Consider the following 15,105-nt stretch of genomic DNA (forward strand, 5'->3'; position numbering starts at 1 on the left):
GGGCTCCCCGAGGGGCGCGGGGGCGCAGTCGGAGCCGGTCAGGGCCGGTGTGGCCCGGGTGCGCGCGGGCGGGACGGGGGCGTCGGCATCGGCAGGGCCGCATGTGCGTTGCCGTCCTCGGTGGTGCGCAGGGCGCCAGGGCGGAGAGGTACGCGGAACTGCCCTCCCCCGATGCTGAGTTGACAGGTGCTTCGGTAAAACGCCGACGGCCGGCCCCGCGCTGTGCGGGACCGGCCGTGGTGTTGAGCGTGGGCCGTTACTTCACCGGCTCGGGCTCGGGCGCGTCCTCGATCTCGGCTTCGCCCGCCGGGTCCACGGGGGTCTTGACGGAGTCCAGCAGCAGCTGGGCGACGTCGACGACCTGGACCGATTCCTTCGCCTTGCCGTCGTTCTTCTTGCCGTTGACGGAGTCGGTGAGCATGACCAGGCAGAAGGGGCAGGCGGTGGAGACGATGTCGGGGTCGAGGGAGAGGGCTTCGTCGACGCGCTCGTTGTTGATGCGCTTGCCGATCCGCTCCTCCATCCACATCCGCGCGCCGCCGGCGCCGCAGCAGAAGCCGCGCTCCTTGTGGCGGTGCATCTCCTCGTTGCGCAGGCCCGGCACCTTGGCGATGATCTCGCGCGGCGGTGTGTAGACCTTGTTGTGGCGGCCCAGGTAGCAGGGGTCGTGGTAGGTGATCAGACCCTCGACCGGGTTGACGGGGGTGAGCTTGCCCTCGTCGACGAGGTGCTGCAGCAGCTGGGTGTGGTGGATGACCTCGTACTCGCCGCCCAGCTGCGGGTACTCGTTCGCGATGGTGTTGAAGCAGTGCGGGCAGGTCGCGACGATCTTCTTCGACGACTTCGGCTTCTTGGTCGTCTCGTCCTCGTCGTCCTCGCCGAAGGCCGCGTTCAGCGTGGCGACGTTCTCCGCGCCGAGCTGCTGGAAGAGGAACTCGTTGCCCAGGCGGCGCGGCGAGTCACCGGTGCACTTCTCGTCGCCGCCCATGATCGCGAAGTTGACGCCCGCGATGTGCAGCAGTTCCGCGAAGGCCTTGGTGGTCTTCTTGGCGCGGTCCTCCAGGGCGCCGGCGCAGCCGACCCAGTAGAGGTACTCGACCTCGGTGAGGTCCTCGACGTCCTGGCCGACGACCGGAATCTCGAAGTCCACCTCCTTGGTCCACGCCAGGCGCTGCTTCTTGGCCAGGCCCCAGGGGTTGCCCTTCTTCTCCAGGTTCTTGAGCATCGTGCCGGCCTCGCTGGGGAAGCTGGACTCGATCATGACCTGGTAGCGGCGCATGTCGACGATGTGGTCGATGTGCTCGATGTCGACGGGGCACTGCTCGACGCACGCGCCGCAGGTGGTGCAGGACCACAGCACGTCGGGGTCGATGACGCCGTTCTCCTCCAGCGTCCCGATCAGCGGGCGCTCGGCCTCGGCGAGGGCGGCGGCGGGCACGTCGGCGAGCTGCTCGGCGCTCGCCTTCTCGTTGCCCTCCTCGTCCTTGCCGCCGCCCGCCAGGAGGTACGGCGCCTTGGCGTGCGTGTGGTCGCGCAGTGCCATGATCAGCAGCTTGGGCGACAGCGGCTTGCCGGTGTTCCAGGCGGGGCACTGCGACTGGCAGCGGCCGCACTCGGTACAGGTGGAGAAGTCGAGGATGCCCTTCCAGGAGAAGTGCTCGACCTGCGAGACGCCGAACTGGTCGTCCTCGCCCGGGTCCTCGAAGTCGATCGGCTTGCCCGCGCTGGTCATCGGCTGCAGCGCGCCCAGCGCGACGTCGCCGTCGGCCTCGCGCTTGAACCAGATGTTGGGGAAGGCCAGGAAGCGGTGCCAGGCGACGCCCATGTCCGTCTTCAGCGCGACCGTGATCATCCAGATGAAGGACGTCGCGATCTTCAGGCCGGCGAAGAAGTAGGTGAGGTTCTGGAGCGTCGAGACGTCCATGCCCTCCAGCCACGAGATCACCGGGTAGGAGATGAAGAACGACGCCTCGTAGCCGTCCAGGTGGTGCTGGGCGCCCTCCAGCGCGTGCAGCATGAAGATGCACACGCCGACGATGAGGATGACCGCCTCGACGAAGTACGCCTGGCCGACGTTGGAGCCGGCGAAGCGGGACTTGCGGCCGGCGCCGCCCGGCCTGTTCAGCTGCCGGATGGCGATCAGGACGAGGATGCCGACGACCGTCATCGTGCCGATGAACTCGACGAAGACGTTGTAGGGCGTCCACTCGCCGATGACGGGCAGCAGCCAGTCGGCTTTGAAGAGCTGGCCGATGGCGTTGACGATGGTCAGCAGCAGCGAGAAGAAGCCCACGGCGACGAACCAGTGCGCCACGCCGACGATGCCCCAGCGGTTCATCCGGGTGTGGCCGAGGAACTCCTTGGCGACCGTGACGGTGCGCTGCACGGGCTCGTCCGTGCGGGTGCCTGCCGGTACGGACTGGCCTAGCCGTACGAAGTTGTAGATCTGCAGGATGGCACGGCCGAACAGCGCGACGCCGACCGCGATTAGGACCAGCGACACGATGATCGCGGCGAGTTGCATTGGGGGCTCCTCGAACCTGCGAGAGCGGAAAACAGAGACAGCTGAGCGGAACTACTAAGCGGTAACTTTTTGAGTCTGCGGCTGAGGTTACCCAGTATCCCCGGCGCCATGAAGCCGCCCGGCCGGTGATCTGCGTCGCGCAAGGCAACCCTCTGTGGGTCCCGCGAGGGGGCGGGACGGCCTCACTGAGGGTCGGTGACGATAAGCGCGACATAAAAGTTGAGCGCGCCTGACTCAGGTCTGTTGACAGGTTTCCTTCGGTGTTGCACGCTTGAGCCTGTTCCACTCAAGTCAGCTGGAGGAATTGAAATGGCACGTGCGGTCGGCATCGACCTGGGCACGACGAACTCCGTCGTCAGTGTTCTCGAAGGCGGTGAGCCCACCGTCATCACCAACGCCGAGGGCGCCAGGACCACGCCGTCCGTTGTCGCCTTCGCCAAGAACGGCGAGGTGCTGGTCGGCGAGGTCGCCAAGCGCCAGGCGGTCACGAACGTCGACAGGACCATCCGGTCGGTCAAGCGCCACATGGGCACCGACTGGAAGATCGACATCGACGACAAGGGCTTCAACCCGCAGCAGATGAGCGCCTTCATCCTGCAGAAGCTCAAGCGTGACGCCGAGTCGTACCTGGGCGAGAAGGTCGTGGACGCGGTCATCACCGTCCCGGCCTACTTCAACGACTCCGAGCGCCAGGCCACCAAGGAGGCCGGCGAGATCGCGGGCCTCAACGTCCTGCGTATCGTCAACGAGCCCACCGCGGCCGCCCTGGCGTACGGCCTGGAGAAGGACGACCAGACCATCCTGGTCTTCGACCTCGGTGGCGGCACCTTCGACGTCTCGCTGCTGGAGATCGGCGACGGCGTCGTCGAGGTGAAGGCCACCAACGGTGACAACCACCTCGGTGGTGACGACTGGGACCAGCGCGTCGTCGACTACCTGGTCAAGCAGTTCCAGAACGGCCACGGCGTCGACCTGGCCAAGGACAAGATGGCGCTGCAGCGTCTGCGCGAGGCCGCCGAGAAGGCGAAGATCGAGCTGTCGTCCTCCACCGAGACGACGATCAACCTTCCCTACATCACCGCCTCCGCCGAGGGCCCGCTGCACCTGGACGAGAAGCTCACGCGCTCGCAGTTCCAGCAGCTCACCTCGGACCTCCTGGACCGCTGCAAGACCCCGTTCCACAACGTCATCAAGGACGCCGGCATCCAGCTGTCCGAGATCGACCACGTGGTCCTGGTCGGTGGCTCGACCCGTATGCCGGCCGTCGCCGAGCTCGTCAAGGAGCTGACCGGCGGCAAGGACGCCAACAAGGGTGTCAACCCGGACGAGGTCGTCGCCATCGGCGCCACCCTCCAGGCCGGTGTCCTCAAGGGTGAGGTCAAGGACGTCCTCCTGCTGGACGTCACCCCGCTGTCCCTCGGTATCGAGACCAAGGGCGGCATCATGACCAAGCTCATCGAGCGGAACACGACGATCCCGACCAAGCGGTCCGAGATCTTCACCACCGCCGAGGACAACCAGCCGTCCGTGCAGATCCAGGTCTACCAGGGCGAGCGCGAGATCGCGGCGTACAACAAGAAGCTCGGGATGTTCGAGCTGACGGGCCTGCCGCCGGCCCCGCGCGGTGTCCCGCAGATCGAGGTCTCCTTCGACATCGACGCCAACGGCATCATGCACGTGACCGCGAAGGACCTGGGCACGGGCAAGGAGCAGAAGATGACCGTCACCGGCGGCTCCTCGCTGCCGAAGGACGAGGTCGACCGCATGCGCCAGGAGGCGGAGCAGTACGCGGACGAGGACACCAAGCGCCGCGAGGCCGCGGAGACCCGCAACCAGGCCGAGCAGCTCGTCTACCAGACCGAGAAGTTCCTCAAGGACAACGAGGAGAAGGTCCCCGGCGAGATCAAGACCGAGGTCGAGGAAGCCGTCACCGAGCTGAAGGAAAAGCTCAAGGGCGAGGACACGGCCGAGATCCGCACCGCCACGGAGAAGGTCGCGGCCGTCTCCCAGAAGCTGGGCCAGGCCATGTACGCCGACACCCAGGCCGCGGGTGGCGCCGAGGGCGCGGCCCCCGGTGGCGAGCAGGCCCAGTCGGCGGACGGCGCCGATGACGTCGTGGACGCGGAGATCGTGGACGACGAGAAGCCGAAGAAGGATGGTGCCGCGTGACGGAGGAGACCCCGGGCTTCGACGAGAAGCCCGACGTCCCCTCCGACACCGAGTCCGCAGGAAACCCTGACGACACGGCGCAGAGTGCCGAGTCCGCCGAAACGGCGGGCTCGGCCCCGGCCGGGGACGACAACCAGGTGACAGCTCTCACGGCGCAGCTGGACCAGGTGCGTACGGCGCTCAACGAGCGCACGGCGGACCTCCAGCGGCTCCAGGCGGAGTACCAGAACTACCGCCGTCGGGTGGAGCGGGACCGGATCACGGTCAAGGAGATCGCCGCGGCGAACCTCCTGTCCGAGCTCCTTCCCACCCTCGACGACGTCGGCCGCGCCCGCGAGCACGGCGAACTGGTCGGCGGCTTCAAGTCGGTGGCCGAGTCGCTGGAGACCGCGGTCGCCAAGCTGGGTCTGCAGCAGTTCGGCAAGGAGGGTGAGCCCTTCGACCCGACGATTCACGAAGCGCTGATGCACTCCTACGCGCCCGACGTCACCGAGACGACGTGCGTGGCGATCCTGCAGCCCGGGTATCGCATCGGTGAGCGAACGATCCGCCCCGCGCGGGTCGCCGTCGCCGAGCCGCAGCCGGGCACGCAGACCACCAAGTCCGCCTCCGAAGAGGACACCAAGGCTTCGGACGAGGAGAACGGTGGCCCGGAAGAGGGCTGACGTGAGGACAGGAAAGAAAACCGCGCGGAAGGAGGGACGTCGGGGATGAGCACCAAGGACTTCGTGGAGAAGGACTACTACAAGGTCCTCGGCGTCCCGAAGGACGCGACCGAGGCGGAGATCAAGAAGGCGTACCGCAAGCTCGCCCGCGAGTTCCACCCGGACGCCAACAAGGGTGACGCCAAGGCCGAGGAGCGCTTCAAGGAGATCTCCGAGGCGAACGACATCCTCGGTGACCCCAAGCGCCGCAAGGAGTACGACGAGGCCCGGACGCTGTTCGGCAACGGCGGCTACCGGCCCGGCCCCGGCGGGGGCGGCGGCAGCTTCAACTTCGACCTGGGCGACCTCTTCGGGGGCTCGCCGGGTCAAAGCGGGGGCGGCGCCGGCGGCTTCGGCGGCGGTCTCGGGGATGTCTTCGGCGGCCTGTTCAACCGCGGTGGCGGCGCCGGGACGCGTACGCAGCCGCGCCGCGGCCAGGATGTCGAGTCCGAGGTGACGCTCAGCTTCACCGAGGCCGTCGACGGGGCCACGGTCCCGTTGCGGATGTCCAGCCAGGCGCCCTGCAAGGCGTGTTCGGGCACCGGTGACAAGCACGGCACTCCGCGGGTCTGCCCGACCTGTGTGGGCACCGGTCAGGTCAGCCGGGGTGCCGGTGGCGGTTTCTCGCTCACCGACCCGTGCGCCGACTGCAAGGGCCGGGGCCTGATCGCCCAGGACCCCTGCGACGTCTGCAAGGGCAGTGGCCGGGCGACGAGTTCGCGCACCATGCAGGTCCGTATCCCCGCGGGCGTCTCCAACGGGCAGCGCATCAGGCTGCGCGGCAAGGGCGCCCCGGGCGAGCAGGGCGGCCCGGCGGGCGACCTCTATGTCGTGGTGAACGTCGACGCCCACCCGGTCTTCGGCCGCAAGGGCGACAACCTCACCGTCACGGTGCCGGTCACCTTCCCGGAGGCCGCGCTCGGCGGCGAGGTGAAGGTGCCCACCCTGGGCGGCCCGCCCGTCACGCTGAAGCTGCCGGCCGGCACGCCCAACGGGCGCACCATGCGGGCCCGCGGCAAGGGAGCGGCCCGCAAGGACGGCACCCGGGGTGACCTGCTGGTCACCATCGAGGTGCTGGTGCCCAAGGACCTCGGCGACAAGGCGAGAGAGTCGCTGGAGACGTATCGCGAGGCGACCGCGGGAGAGGACCCGCGGGCGGAGCTGTTCCAGGCCGCGAAGGGAGCTTGAGATGGACAGCCGGGGCGGACATCGTCGTAATCCGTACGAACTGACCGAAGAGTCGCCGGTGTACGTCATCTCCGTCGCGGCTCAGCTCTCCGGCCTGCATCCGCAGACCCTGCGGCAGTACGACCGGCTCGGCCTGGTCTCGCCCGACCGTACGGCCGGGCGGGGCCGCCGCTACTCGGCCCGGGACATCGAACTGCTGCGCACCGTGCAGCAGTTGTCCCAGGACGAGGGCATCAACCTCGCGGGCATCAAGCGCATCATCGAGCTGGAGAACCAGGTCGCGGCCCTGCAGCAGCGGGTCGCCGAGCTCCAGGGCGCCCTGGAGGGCGCGGCCAGCGCGATGCAGCAGCGGGAGGCCGCGGTGCACGCGTCCTACCGCCGTGACCTGGTGCCGTATCAGGATGTGCAGCAGAGCGGCGCTCTGGTGGTGTGGCGGCCCAAGCGGTCGGAGTAACGGGCCGCTCCGGCTCCGGCCGGCAAGCAGCCACCTCGCGCGAGTTGGTGGGAAAGGGCCGGGTCAGCCGGCCCTTTTTCGCGTGCGGAGGGCGGCGTCAGCAGCCGTTGTAGCCGGCCGTCGGCATCGAGAGGCGGCGGTGCACATGCGACTTCATCGCCAGGGTGTAGACCGGCTCGTCGAGGTCGGCGGTCTCCAGGCGGACCCCGGCCGCGGCGCAGCGGGCGGTGAATTCGTCGGCGCCCTTGATGGCGTTCTCCAGGGCCCGCAGGTTGGGGGTCACGAACACATCGACCAGCCCCGCCTTCACGTCGCTCCACAGGGCCTGGTGATCGGCGCGCAGGCGGTGCAGGCTGAGCTGGCAGGTCAGGCGGTAGTCACGGGCGGCCGCCCACTGTTTGCACATGTCGTGCTGGGTGCGGTCATCGACCAGGAACGGATCCTCGTCCAGCTCGGACAGCGGCATCAGGCAGGCGATCGCCGTCACTCGGACCGGGTTCATCGTGCCCTCCGGGGCGTGGCGAGTGTGGGGGCGACGATACCCCCGCGAAGGGCCCGGGGTGGAGGGGCGGCGCCGGGCGGCGAGGCGTAACCACAGGCGTGGCAGATCTTCCATCCGTCCTGGTTGACGGCGAGTTGGCCACCGCAGCGCGGGCAGAGCTCGGCGCGGGGGCGTGGCAGGGCCGGGCCGGGGTGGCGGGGAACGGTCGGGGTGGGGTGTGCTGCCGACGCCATGCGGCCTCCAGCTGCCGTCTGCTGCCCGTTGTCGCCCCGGGCGGAGTGGGGGTGTGAGGGGTACGGGCGATGCCGACTGATCGCCATGGGCCGAGTCGGTCGCGGATCTGTTCGGAGCCGACCGGTCCTGGGTACCAGGTGGACGGCCGGCGGCGGGGGCGCAGGGGCGCTTTTCGGTCAGGTGCCGGGTCGGCTGTTCGCGCGGCTCAGGCGCGGCCGAGGGCCTTGTTCACCGCGATCTCGATCATGACGCGGTCGGGGTTCGGCGTCGGCGTCCGGCCGTAGCGCTCGGCGTAGCGGCGCACGGCGTCCGCCACCGACGCGTCGTCCGTACGCACCCGCGCGATGCCCTCCAGCGTCGCCCAGCGGCCGCGGTCGACCTGACAGACGGCGACGGTTGCGCCCTCGGGGCCGGCGGCGAGGACGTTCTTGACCTTGGTGCTGTCCTTGCGCGTGATGATCCGCGCGATCCGCTGACCGGAGTCGTAGGTGACGCCCACGGGGACGACATGCGGGGTGCCGTTCGCCCGCAGTGTGGTCAGCGTGGGCATGAGGTACTCGCCCCAGAAGGCGAGGTACTCGGGGCTGAGGGCGGCGAGGTCGTGGGCCATGGGAGGAAGGGTAATCCGGGCGCGGTGGCGCGGGGGAGGCCGGAGGCGGCGGGAGCGGAAGAAGGGGCCGGGCGGTCCGGCGGTCGTCGGGCACGAGGTTGCGTGCGGGGCGCTTCGGCCCGCCCGCGAGACTGTGGAAGGGGGCGGACGGGGCCGCCTTTTCTGCCTTGAGTGGAATAGACTCAACTTATCGCATGCTGTGGTGAGCAGATTTGGCACAATGGGCCTACGGGCGCGGGGCGCCGGACGCACAGCTGCCGTGGTCCATGAGTCCCACCGGCCCCCAGCCCGTAGTGCTCAGTAAGCCGAGCAGGTCGAGTAAGCCGAGTAAGAGGAGGAGCGCGCCGACGTGGACGCCGAGCTGACGAACAAGAGCCGGGAGGCGCTGAGCGCCGCCAACGACCGGGCGGTCGCCGCCGGGCACGCGGACATGACGTCCGCTCATCTGCTGCTCGCGCTGCTGGCCGGGCAGGACAACGAGAACATCACCGACCTGCTCGCGGCCGTCGAGGCCGACGCCGCGGTGCTGCGTTCGGGCGCCGAGCGGCAGCTCGGCGCGCTGCCCAGCGCACAGGGCTCGACCGTCGCGCCGCCGCAGCCGGACCGCGTCCTGCTCGCCGTCATCGCGGACGCCGCGCAGCGCGCCAAGGAGCTCGGAGACGCGTACGTTTCCACCGAGCACCTCCTCATCGGCATCGCGGCCAAGGGCGGCAAGACCGGTGAGCTGCTGGCACAGCAGGGCGCCACGGCCAAGAAGCTGCTGGCCACATTCGAAGAGACGAGAGGCGGGCAGCGGGTGACCACGGCGGACCCGGAGGGCACGTACAAGGCGCTGGAGAAGTTCGGTACGGACTTCACGGCGGCGGCCCGCGAGGGCAGGCTCGACCCGGTCATCGGGCGGGACCAGGAGATCCGCCGGGTGGTGCAGGTCCTCTCCCGGCGTACGAAGAACAACCCGGTGCTGATCGGCGAGCCCGGCGTCGGCAAGACCGCCGTCGTCGAGGGCCTCGCGCAGCGCATCGTCAAGGGCGATGTGCCCGAGTCGCTGCGCGACAAGCGGCTGGTGGCGCTCGACCTGGGCGCGATGGTGGCGGGCGCGAAGTACCGCGGTGAGTTCGAGGAGCGGCTGAAGACCGTCCTGGCGGAGATCAAGTCCAGCGACGGCCAGATCATCACCTTCATCGACGAGCTGCACACCGTCGTGGGGGCGGGCGCCGGCGGCGACAGCGCGATGGACGCGGGCAACATGCTCAAGCCGATGCTGGCCCGCGGTGAGCTGCGGATGGTCGGCGCGACGACGCTCGACGAGTACCGCGAGCGGATCGAGAAGGACGCGGCGCTGGAGCGGCGCTTCCAGCAGGTACTGGTCGCCGAGCCCACCGTCGAGGACACCGTCGCGATCCTGCGCGGCCTCAAGGGCCGCTACGAGGCGCACCACAAGGTGCAGATCGCCGACTCCGCCCTGGTCGCCGCAGCCACCCTCTCCGACCGCTACATCACTTCCCGCTTCCTGCCCGACAAGGCCATCGACCTCGTCGACGAGGCCGCGTCCCGGCTGCGGATGGAGATCGACTCCTCGCCCGTCGAGATCGATGAACTCCAGCGCGCCGTCGACCGGTTGAAGATGGAGGAGCTGGCCCTCAAGAACGAGACCGACGCCGGATCCGTCCAGCGCCTGGAGAAGCTGCGCAAGGACCTCGCCGACAAGGAGGAGGAGCTGCGCGGCCTGACCGCCCGCTGGGAGAAGGAGAAGCAGGGCCTCAACCGCGTCGGTGAGCTGAAGGAACGGCTCGACGATCTGCGCGGCCAGGCCGAACGCGCCCAGCGCGACGGTGACTTCGACACCGCCTCCAAGCTGCTCTACGGCGAGATCCCGGGCCTGGAGCGGGAGCTGGAGGAGGCCGCCGAGGCGGAGGCGGAGCAGGAGGCGACCAAGGAGGCCAAGAGCTCCATGGTCAAGGAGGAGGTCGGCCCGGACGACATCGCGGATGTGGTCGGCTCCTGGACCGGCATTCCCGCGGGCCGCCTCCTCGAAGGCGAGACGCAGAAGCTGCTGCGGATGGAGGAGGAGCTCGGCAAGCGGCTGATCGGCCAGGACGAGGCGGTCCGCGCCGTGTCCGACGCCGTACGGCGCTCGCGGGCCGGGGTCGCCGACCCCGACCGGCCCACCGGGTCGTTCCTCTTCCTGGGGCCCACCGGCGTCGGCAAGACCGAGCTGGCCAAGTCCCTCGCGGACTTCCTCTTCGACGACGAGCGGGCGATGGTCCGCATCGACATGAGCGAGTACGGCGAGAAGCACAGCGTCGCCCGGCTGGTGGGCGCGCCGCCCGGCTACGTGGGATACGAGGAGGGCGGCCAGCTGACCGAGGCCGTCCGGCGCCGCCCCTACAGCGTCGTGCTGCTCGACGAGGTGGAGAAGGCGCACCACGAGGTCTTCGACGTGCTGCTGCAGGTCCTCGACGACGGGCGGCTCACCGACGGCCAGGGCCGCACGGTCGACTTCCGCAACACCATCCTGATCCTGACCTCCAACCTCGGCTCGAATGTGCTGATGGACCCGCTGCTGAAGGAGGAGCAGAAGAAGGAGAAGGTGCTGGAGACGGTCCGGGCGTCCTTCCGGCCGGAGTTCCTCAACCGGCTCGACGACCTGGTGGTCTTCCACCCGCTCGGTACGGACCAGCTCCAGCGGATCGCCCGTATCCAGATCGACCACCTCCAGCGCCGCCTCGCCGACCGCCGCCTCACCCTGGACGTCAGCGACCGGGCCCTGACCTGGCTCGCCTGGCTCGGCCAGGAACCCGTCATCGACGCCCCGAGCACCTCGATGCCGGACCTGTCCTACGGCGCCCGCCCGCTGCGCCGCCTGGTCCAGACGGCCATCGGCGATCAGCTGGCCCGCGCGATCCTCGCCGGCGAGGTGCTGGACGGGGACACGGTCCGGGTGGACGTCGACGGCGATCACCTCTCCGTGGAGGCGGTCGGGCCGGTGGCCTGACCGCACGGCGCGCCGCGCCGTGCGCATGCCTTCGCGCTGTGCCCCGTCCGGGCCGGGCTTGCCAGGACGGGGCGGAGATGGGGGAGGATGGCAAAAGACCATACGAAGGGAATTCCACGGTGAGCATCGACCCGTCCTCGATTCCGAATTTCGGGGGCCAACCCGAACCGCAGCCGTCGGGGCCTGAGGGTCCCGTCGTGCCCGACCAGGATCTCGTCAAGCAGCTCCTCGACCAGATGGAGCTGAAGTACGTGGTCGACGAGGAGGGGGACCTCGCCGCCCCGTGGGAGCAGTTCCGCACGTACTTCATGTTCCGGGGCGAGGAGGAGCAGCAGATCTTCTCCGTCCGTACGTTCTACGACCGTTCCCACGGCATCGACGACAAGTCGAAGCTGCTGGAGGCGATCGACGACTGGAACCGTCGGACCCTGTGGCCCAAGGCCTACACCCACACCCACGACGACGGCACCGTCCGGCTGATCGGTGAGGCATCGATGCTGATCGGCGTCGGCGTCTCGCTCGAACACTTCGTGTCGAGCACGGTCAGCTGGGTCCGCGCGTCCATCGAGTTCGACAAGTGGATCGTCGAGCAGCTCGGCCTGGAGGCCGAGATCGAAGGCGACGAGAAGCCGGGTGACGACGAGGCCTGAGCCTCACCGGAAACCGGCTGCGCGGGCCCCTGGAGCATCGGCTCCGGGGGCCCGCGTCCGTCTGCCCGGGATTCCCCGGGCTACAGGGGCAGACCCGCGACCGTCAGGAGATAGATCCCGTAGCCCAGCGCGAGGCTGCCCAGGGAGCCCGTGGTCAGCAGGAGCGTGCGGGTGCGCGCCCGGGACAGCGCCAGCGCCAGGGGCAGGAGGAGCGGGAAGGCCGGCAGCAGGAAACGCGGCTTGGAGGCGAAGTAGCCGGTGCCGCCCAGCGCGATCACGACGAGGACGGTGGTGTAGACGAGCAGCGCCGTCGGCGGCCGGTCGAGCACCAGCAGCGCGTAGAGCAGCAGGGACACCGAGAGGACCGCGACGACCATGACATGGGCCGGTGGGTCGCCGTACAGCACGAGGTGTTTGACGGAGCGCAGCGTGTCGTGGCCGAAGTCGAAGCGTGAGCCCCACAGCTCCTGCACCTCGAAGTAGCCGAGCGGCCCGGTGCCGGCGCGCGCCCCCACCCACAGGACGTAACCCAGCCAGCCGAGCGGGGCGAGCAGGGCGGCGGCCCACAGGCGCAGTGGCAGGGGCCCGGGGCGGTGCCAGGTGTGGGTGACCGCGACCGCGCCGACCGCCGCGACGATGGCCAGAGCGCTGGGGCGGGCCAGCCCCGCGAGCACCGCGAGCGCTGCCGCGGCCAGGAAGCGCCGGGTCAGCAGCGCGTACAGCGACCAGGCACACAGCGCGGTCAGCAGGGACTCGGTGTAGGCGAGTGACTCGATGACGCCGTGCGGCAGCAGCGCCCACAGGACCACGAGCAGAGTGCCGACGCGCCGGTCGTACAGATGCGCGCCGACGGCGAAGACCCCCCAGGCGGCCAGCCCGGAGGCGGCCCAGGCCACCAGCAGACCGGCGTTCAGCAGGCCGACGGGTATCAGGCTTGCGACGATCCGTGCCAGCCAGGGGTAGAGCGGGAAGAACGCCAGGTCGGCGAGGGGCAGGTCGGGCCACATCCCGGTGGGGGCGGGCGCGCCGTAACCGTGGCGGGCGATGCTCAGGTACCACCGGGAGTCCCAGGAGGCGCCCAGCAGCGTGCGGGGGTGCCGGCCGGTGTGCCACGCCCACAGCGCCGTGGTCACCAGCCCGGTGAGCCGGATCGTGGCGAAGAGGGCGAGGGCGGGCGCGGCACGGCGCAGGGCCGCGCGGATCCGGAGGCGGCCGGGGAGCAGGGTGGCCGGTGCCCCGGCCCGGTCGGGGGGAGCGGCTCCGGCCGGTGTGTCGACGGTCTCGGCGGACACGGAACACCTCCGGTGCGGGGGCGGGCCTCCGCGCCGGAGGCAGGAACGACGGCTGCCGGACCGACCCCCTGTCCGGCGGACAGGCTCGCGGCCGCTCTCCCCGACTCTGTGCGGCGCCCGTGCCGCGCGCTACCGCAGTCGGCCGATCGGGTGGGCGGCCGGGCGGCCCGTCCGGCAGAACCTGCACCTGCACGCGCACCCGCAGTTGAAGGTGCCGGTGCAGGCTCCGGTGCCGGTGCGCGTCAGAGTGCCTTCAAGCGGCTGACGGCCTCTTCCAGGACGCTGACGCTCTTGCAGAACGCGAAGCGGACGAAGGGTGTGCCCTGGTCCTTGTGGTCGTAGAAGACGGCGTTGGGGATGGCGACGACACCGGCGCGCTCGGGGAGGGCGCGGCAGAAGGCGAAGCCGTCGGATTCGCCCAGGGGGCGGATGTCGGTGGTGATGAAGTACGTGCCGGCGGGGCGGAAGACCTGGAAGCCGGCGTCCGCGAGGCCGTCGGCGAGGACATCGCGCTGGGCGCGCAGCGTGTCGCGCAGCCCGGTGTAGTAGCTGTCCGGGAGGGCCAGGGCCTCGGCGACGGCGTACTGGAAGGGGCCGGCGGAGACGTAGGTCAGGAACTGTTTGGCCGAGCGGACGGCGGCGACCAGTTCGGGAGCGGCGGTCACCCAGCCGACCTTCCAGCCGGTGAAGGAGAAGGTCTTGCCCGCGGAGCTGATGGTGACGGTGCGCTCGTGCATGCCGGGGAACGAGGCGAGCGGGAGGTGCTCGCCCTCGAACACCAGGTGCTCGTAGACCTCGTCGGTGATGACGAGCAGATCGCGCTCGCAGGCCAGCCGGGCGATCTCGGCGAGCTCCTCGCGGGTGAGGACGGTGCCGGTGGGGTTGTGCGGGGTGTTGAGGAGGATGAGGCGGGTGCGGTCGGTGACGGCGTTACGCAGTTCGTCCAGGTCGAGGGTGTACGAGCCGGTCGCCGCGTCGGCACGCAGGGTCACCGGGACGCGGGTGGCGCCCGCCATCGCGATGCAGGCGGCGTAGGAGTCGTAGTACGGCTCCAGCGCGATCACCTCGTCGCCCGGCTCCAGCAGCGCGAGCAGCGAGGCGGCGATGGCCTCGGTGGCGCCGGCGGTGACCAGGACCTCGGTCTCCGGGTCACAGGTGACGCCGAGGTGGCCGTAGAAGCGCTCCTGGTGCGCCGCGACGGCGTAGCGCAGCTCGGGGACTCCGGGGCCCGGCGGATATTGGTTGCCGCGGCCGTCGCGCAGGGCGCGCACCGCCGCCTCCCGTACCTCTTCGGGGCCGTCGGTGTCGGGGAAGCCCTGGCCGAGGTTGATGGCGCCGGTCCGGACGGCGAGTGCGGACATCTCGGCGAAGATCGTCGTGCCGAATTCGGCGAGGCGGCGGTTGAGCAGCGGTCGGTCCATGGGCGCCATCCTGCGCCGAACCTCTGGACTTCCTCAACTGTGCTTTGAGTCCTTCGGGGCCCGGGCATCAGAGCGTCACAACAGACAAGGACGGCCGCTGACGGCAGTGGCCATCGGCACCGGACGGTGCCGGAGCGGCGCACGGGGCGCCGGACGGAGCGGAAGCCTCGCTTCGGGGGAACGGAAGGAGTGTGAGGCAGATGGGAATCGTCATTTTCCTGGTCATCTGCGCGGTGTTCTTCGGCCTGGTGGCCATGGCATCGCGGGGTGGGTCCGGCAAGGGGCGCGGACGCAGCGGTGGGTACGCGGGTTCGGGCGGCGGCAGCTGGTGGGCCGGCGGCGGTGACTCCGGATCGGGCGGC

General features: G+C 70.0%; 11 protein-coding genes. 6 read left to right on the plus strand and 5 right to left on the minus strand.

Going from position 1 to position 15,105, the window contains the following annotated elements; all coding sequences use genetic code 11:
* Window positions 1–256: 256 nt before the first annotated feature.
* A complete protein-coding gene (locus QOM21_RS18950; RefSeq protein ID WP_407551639.1) occupies window positions 257–2,524 on the minus strand; it encodes a heterodisulfide reductase-related iron-sulfur binding cluster in 2,268 nt (755 codons plus the stop codon).
* 309 nt (window positions 2,525–2,833) lie between these two features.
* On the opposite strand from QOM21_RS18950, the gene dnaK reads away from it, so the two are divergent.
* The 4 genes from dnaK to QOM21_RS18970 are packed head-to-tail and all read left to right on the plus strand — an operon-like array spanning window position 2,834 to window position 7,039.
* Entirely contained in the window at window positions 2,834–4,693 is a 1,860-nt protein-coding gene (dnaK, locus tag QOM21_RS18955) for a molecular chaperone DnaK (RefSeq protein ID WP_407551641.1), read from the plus strand.
* The gene (gene grpE, locus QOM21_RS18960) at window positions 4,690–5,358 is read left to right on the plus strand and encodes a nucleotide exchange factor GrpE (protein WP_393893186.1); all 669 of its coding nucleotides are present in this window, start codon (window positions 4,690–4,692) and stop codon (window positions 5,356–5,358) included. The genes dnaK and grpE overlap by 4 nt, the downstream gene beginning before the upstream one ends.
* A 45-nt stretch (window positions 5,359–5,403) precedes the next feature.
* Window positions 5,404–6,585: a molecular chaperone DnaJ gene (gene dnaJ, locus QOM21_RS18965; protein WP_407551644.1), complete on the plus strand. Its 1,182-nt coding sequence runs from the start codon at window positions 5,404–5,406 to the stop codon at window positions 6,583–6,585.
* A 1-nt stretch (window position 6,586) separates the two neighbouring features.
* Complete coding sequence (locus QOM21_RS18970) at window positions 6,587–7,039, plus strand: heat shock protein transcriptional repressor HspR (RefSeq protein ID WP_407551646.1); 453 nt, start codon at window positions 6,587–6,589, stop codon at window positions 7,037–7,039.
* 97 nt (window positions 7,040–7,136) lie between these two features.
* On the opposite strand, the gene QOM21_RS18975 is transcribed toward QOM21_RS18970, so the two are convergent.
* The gene (locus QOM21_RS18975) at window positions 7,137–7,541 is read right to left on the minus strand and encodes a hypothetical protein (protein WP_407551648.1); all 405 of its coding nucleotides are present in this window, start codon (window positions 7,539–7,541) and stop codon (window positions 7,137–7,139) included.
* 439 nt (window positions 7,542–7,980) lie between these two features.
* The gene (locus QOM21_RS18980) at window positions 7,981–8,385 is read right to left on the minus strand and encodes a pyridoxamine 5'-phosphate oxidase family protein (RefSeq protein ID WP_393893190.1); all 405 of its coding nucleotides are present in this window, start codon (window positions 8,383–8,385) and stop codon (window positions 7,981–7,983) included.
* 349 nt (window positions 8,386–8,734) lie between these two features.
* Here QOM21_RS18980 and clpB point away from each other — a divergent pair, with 349 nt between their 5' ends.
* Both clpB and QOM21_RS18990 read left to right on the plus strand, forming a co-directional pair.
* Window positions 8,735–11,380, plus strand: coding sequence for an ATP-dependent chaperone ClpB (gene clpB, locus QOM21_RS18985; protein WP_407551650.1), 2,646 nt, complete (start codon window positions 8,735–8,737; stop codon window positions 11,378–11,380).
* Window positions 11,381–11,499: 119 nt separating this feature from the next.
* Complete coding sequence (locus QOM21_RS18990) at window positions 11,500–12,030, plus strand: YbjN domain-containing protein (RefSeq protein ID WP_407551652.1); 531 nt, start codon at window positions 11,500–11,502, stop codon at window positions 12,028–12,030.
* An 80-nt stretch (window positions 12,031–12,110) separates the two neighbouring features.
* Here the strand turns inward: QOM21_RS18990 and QOM21_RS18995 are convergent, their stop codons facing one another.
* Window positions 12,111–13,322, minus strand: coding sequence for a hypothetical protein (locus QOM21_RS18995; RefSeq protein WP_407551654.1), 1,212 nt, complete (start codon window positions 13,320–13,322; stop codon window positions 12,111–12,113).
* Window positions 13,323–13,564: 242 nt separating this feature from the next.
* Complete coding sequence (locus tag QOM21_RS19000) at window positions 13,565–14,743, minus strand: pyridoxal phosphate-dependent aminotransferase (RefSeq protein ID WP_407551655.1); 1,179 nt, start codon at window positions 14,741–14,743, stop codon at window positions 13,565–13,567.
* Window positions 14,744–15,105 lie beyond the last annotated feature (362 nt).

The organism is Streptomyces sp. Pv4-95 (genome assembly GCF_045782725.1).
GTDB lineage: Bacteria > Actinomycetota > Actinomycetes > Streptomycetales > Streptomycetaceae > Streptomyces.

What these genes read in the sequence shown, in the direction of transcription:
- QOM21_RS18950 (WP_407551639.1), bottom strand. Translation starts at nt 2,524, where the DNA reads ATGCAACTCGCCGCGATCATCGTGTCGCTGGTCCTAATCGCGGTCGGC.
- dnaK (WP_407551641.1), top strand. Translation starts at nt 2,834, where the DNA reads ATGGCACGTGCGGTCGGCATCGACCTGGGCACGACGAACTCCGTCGTC.
- dnaJ (WP_407551644.1), top strand. Translation starts at nt 5,404, where the DNA reads ATGAGCACCAAGGACTTCGTGGAGAAGGACTACTACAAGGTCCTCGGC.
- QOM21_RS18970 (WP_407551646.1), top strand. Translation starts at nt 6,587, where the DNA reads ATGGACAGCCGGGGCGGACATCGTCGTAATCCGTACGAACTGACCGAA.
- QOM21_RS18975 (WP_407551648.1), bottom strand. Translation starts at nt 7,541, where the DNA reads ATGAACCCGGTCCGAGTGACGGCGATCGCCTGCCTGATGCCGCTGTCC.
- QOM21_RS18980 (WP_393893190.1), bottom strand. Translation starts at nt 8,385, where the DNA reads ATGGCCCACGACCTCGCCGCCCTCAGCCCCGAGTACCTCGCCTTCTGG.
- QOM21_RS19000 (WP_407551655.1), bottom strand. Translation starts at nt 14,743, where the DNA reads ATGGACCGACCGCTGCTCAACCGCCGCCTCGCCGAATTCGGCACGACG.